This is a genomic window from Methylomagnum sp., from assembly GCF_054333355.1.
On sequence record NZ_JBTEKS010000385.1, the window covers coordinates 1 to 4,075 of the forward strand.

The following is a 4,075-nucleotide window of genomic DNA, read 5'->3' on the forward strand; positions in this document are numbered from 1 at the left end:
GTGAAATAGCGGTCGGAAGTGACGGGGATACGCCCAAAATGGTGTTGGAATAAGCTGCCGGTACGGGCATAGGCTTTGTTGATGGCCTTGGCGTAGGCGTTCAGCCAATTGTTGGAAGCCTGACTGATAGCGCGACGGTCAAGCTCAAGACCGACCCGGTTTTGGAAACCGAGTCGGTCTGCGGGTTGATCCGACGGATCAAGGCGCTCTGTCCGCATCCGTACTAAAAAATGGAAGTGATTGGGCAGCAGGCAATACGCAAACGTGGCGGCCACCGGGTCAATATGCTTGGCATAAAGCCGCATGAAATAACCGAAGTTGCGTTCCTCCATGAAAATGTTCATGCGATTTATCCCGCGATTGTAGATGTGGTAGTACACGCCGGGTTCCAAGGGAGTTAAGGTTTGCATACAGACAAGACCGAGCCGGTTTTAAAAACCGACTCGGTCTGATTGCGCATCCTTCCACGCCTGAAACATCAACACACTCCACAAGTAATACGACCAATTGCGCCGCCCCGATTGGTGCTGCACCCATTTCTCCCACACCAAGGTCGGGTTGAAATAGCCTTCCTGCTTCAAGCGCTTCCGGTCGATGAGCGCCTCGGCCCATTCCTTGAGCGGCCCGCGCAGCCAAATATCAATGGGCACGCCGAAGCCCATCTTCGGGCGGTCCATGATTTCCTGTGGCACGTAGCGATAGAGCATTTGCTTGAGTATCCACTTGCCCTGGCTCTCGCGAATCTTCATATTCAGTGGCAGTCGCCAAGCGAATTCCACCACCCGGTGATCCAACAGCGGCACCCGCGTTTCCAGGCTCACGCCCATGGCGGCGCGGTCCACTTTCACCAGGATGTCGTCGGGCAGATAGCTCACCGTGTCGATGTACATCATGCGATGCTCGAAGTCCCGCAGTTCCGGCCATTGCACCGGATCGTTCAGCACCGTCAGCGGCTCCACGCCGCCCTTCACCACGCGGGCCGGTTCCTTCCAGTGGGAAATCAGGTCGAAGAACACATCCTCGGGCCGCTTGGCGCCCAGGAACGACGCCAGTTTATGCACCTTGTCGCCCGGCCCGCAGTAGCGCAGCCCGGCGGGCAGCATGAAGCCGAACACCCGGAACAGGGTATTCCATTGATGCGGCGGCACCACCGTCAGCGCCGCCGCCAACGCCATGCGGGCGCTGCGCGGCAGGTAACGCATCTTGCGCTGAATCTTCATCCCCCAGAAATAGCGGGAATAACCGCCCAGCAACTCGTCGCCGCCATCGCCGGACAGGCTCACCGTGACGTGCCGCCGGGCCAGTTGCGACACCAGGAAGGTGGGAATCTGCGAGGAGTCGGCGAACGGCTCGTCGTACAGGGCCGGGAGCCTGGGAATCACCGCCATGGCCTCCTCGGGCGTGACGTACAGCTCGGTGTGGTCGGTGCCGAGATGCTGGGCCACGGCCTTGGCGTGTTCCGCCTCGTTGTACTCCGCCTCGTTGAAGCCGATGGTGAAGGTCTTGATGGGCCGGGACGACTGCGCCTGCATCAAGGCCACCACGGCGGTCGAGTCGAACCCACCGGACAGGAACGCGCCCAGCGGCACGTCGGCCATCATTTGCCCGGCGACGGCTTGGCGCAGCAGCTTGTCCAGTGACTCCACCGCCTCCGCGTCGGTCCCGGCGAAGGGCTGCATCTGGCCGCGCAGGGCCGCGTCCCGTACCGTCCAGTAGGACACTGGATGGTTGTCGTAGCGATGCACGCCCAGCGCCAGGAACGTGCCCGCCGGAAGTTTCTTGATGCCCTTGTAGATGGTGAACGGACCCGGCACGTAGTTGTGCCGGAGGTACAGGGTCAGCGCCTCGCGGTCGATTTCGCCCTGGAACGCGGGATGGGCCTTGAAGGCTTTCAACTCCGAGCCGAACAACAGCGTGTTGCCCTGCCAGCCGTAATATAGCGGCTTCTCGCCCATCCGGTCGCGGGCCAGGTACAACACCCGGTCGTGGCGGTCCCACAGGGCGAAGGCGAACATGCCGACGAACTTCTTCAGCGCGTCGCCCACGCCCCAGGCTTCCACCGCCGCCAGCAGGGTTTCGGTGTCGGAATGGCCGCGCCAGCCTTTGATTCCCTCTCCCCCTGGGAGAGGGTGAGGGCGATCAAATAATGGATGTTCGGGCGCCGTCCCGCCGGCTTCCAGTTCCGCCCGAAGATTTAAGTGGTTGTAGATTTCGCCGTTGAACGCGACCACATAGCGCCCGCTGCGGGACAGCATGGGCTGGTGCCCGGCGGCGGAGAGATCAAGGATGGACAGCCGCCGGTGTCCCAGCGCCACGCAGGCCATGGGGTCGGTCCACACGCCGCCGTCGTCGGGTCCGCGATGATGGAGGGTTTCGTTCATCCGTCCGACGATGTTGCTCAAGGCGTCGGCGGGGGTGTTTTCGGAACGGTCCAGGAAACCGGCAAATCCGCACATGGGTGGTTGTTCTCGTTGGATAGGGGAATAACAGTGGTTTTGTGTAGGGTGGGTTAGGCGCACTCCGTACAAAGCCGATAATTCCGGTCGGCCTTGCCGTGCGCCGTAACCCACCGTCCTAACCGGCATGGTGGGTTATGGCGCACGGGAAGATCAACGGGGGATTTTAGATTTCCCGTGGTGTGCGCCTAACCCACCCTACAAAATTACGCATCACGAATTTCGCGCAATTCTTCATACAAATCTTGGTAAGCCGCCGCCGCCGCCGCCAGGGAGAAATGTTCCAGCACCCGTGCCCGCGCCGCCGCGCCCAATGCGTGGCGTTTCTCCGGCCCTAGCTCAATCAGCGCCGCCAAGGCTACGGCTAGCGCCTCGGAATCACTCGGCGGCACCACGCGCCCGGTCTCGCCCACCAGCCACGCGGCGTCGCCCACGTCCGTGACCACACAGGGCAGCCCCGCCGCCATGGCCTCGCCCACCGCCATGGGGAAGGCTTCGCCATAGGCCGAACTCATGCACAGCACATCCAGCCCGGCCATGATCCTAGCCATGTCGCCACGCTCGCCCAGCAGGTGGACTCGGCCAGAGAGACTACAGGATTCAATCATCCCGGCCAGCGCCGCGTTGCCCGATTCAATGCCGGGACCGGCCAGCGCCAGCCGCACATCGTCCGGGCTGTCCCTAAGCAGGCTCACCGCCCGCAGCAAATTGCCATGATCCTTCATCGGATGGAAGCGGGCAATCAGGCCGATTAACACCGTTCGCTCGTCGGCGCCAATCTCGGCCCGGAAGCTTCGCCGTGCTTCGGCGTCGGGCCGGAACGCCTCGCCGTCAAAACCGTTGGGAATGATCCGGCGCTGACGGTCGCGGAAGCCGAACGCCCCGTGTTGATCGGCGCTGACCCGGCTGACGTAGACCGTGGCGGCGGGCTGGCGGGACAGCGCCCGGCTGAGTTGGATGATGGCCCGCGTCGCCCGGCGTTCCGCCGCGAAATCGTACAGCGAATAATGAACGCCCCACACCACCGGCATCCGCCCGATCAATCCAGCCAGCGAGGCGGCGAGGTTGCCGTGGTACATCCAGCCTTGCAGCAGGTCGGGCCGTAGTTCCCGGATCAGCCGGAAAAGCCGCCACAAACCCGCCACGGTGGGCCGACCCGCTGGCATGTCCAGCGTATGCACCGGAATCCTCAGAGCCTCGATCCGCTCGCCCACCGCGCCCCGGTCGATGAGGGAAATGACGACAGGCTCGAACCGCCGCCGGTCCAGGCCGGACAGCAGCTTGTACAGCATCATTTCAGCGCCGCCGGTATACAGCCCGGTGATGACGTGGCAGACGCGGATCATAAAATTGCATCTCGTTCCCACGCTCCGGCGTGGGAATGCCGTCTTGGCCGCTCCTGCGGCCCGGCGGTGTTTGCGATGCTGGAGCGTCGCCCACGGCATTCCCACGCCGGAGCGTGGGAACGAGAAGAAGGAAATTTTCTGTCCATCTACAGCATCGCCTCAATCTCGGCCAGCGTGCCCCGCACCAGCGAATCCACGCTGAGGTTTTCCTCGACCCGCCGCCGCGCCGCCAAGGATAGCGCCGGGCTGTCCCGGTCGAGGCGGCGTAGCATT

Annotated in this window: 3 protein-coding genes; all 3 read right to left on the reverse strand. The window is 63.0% G+C overall.

From position 1 onward, the window contains the following. Positions 1 to 344, reverse strand: a 344-nt coding sequence (locus tag ACXWUF_RS19750) for a hypothetical protein (protein ID WP_458496296.1), incomplete at its 3' end; no start/stop codon positions are given. Between the two features lie 87 nt (positions 345 to 431). After that, entirely contained in the window at positions 432 to 2,456 is a 2,025-nt protein-coding gene (asnB, locus tag ACXWUF_RS19755; protein ID WP_458496297.1) for an asparagine synthase (glutamine-hydrolyzing), read from the reverse strand. A 206-nt stretch (positions 2,457 to 2,662) separates the two neighbouring features. Further along, positions 2,663 to 3,802: a glycosyltransferase gene (locus ACXWUF_RS19760; RefSeq protein ID WP_458496298.1), complete on the reverse strand. Its 1,140-nt coding sequence runs from the start codon at positions 3,800 to 3,802 to the stop codon at positions 2,663 to 2,665. Positions 3,803 to 4,075 lie beyond the last annotated feature (273 nt).

Coding starts and splice junctions, on each gene's coding strand:
- asnB (WP_458496297.1), bottom strand. CDS start 2,456: ATGTGCGGATTTGCCGGTTTCCTGGACCGTTCCGAAAACACCCCCGCC.
- ACXWUF_RS19760 (WP_458496298.1), bottom strand. CDS start 3,802: ATGATCCGCGTCTGCCACGTCATCACCGGGCTGTATACCGGCGGCGCT.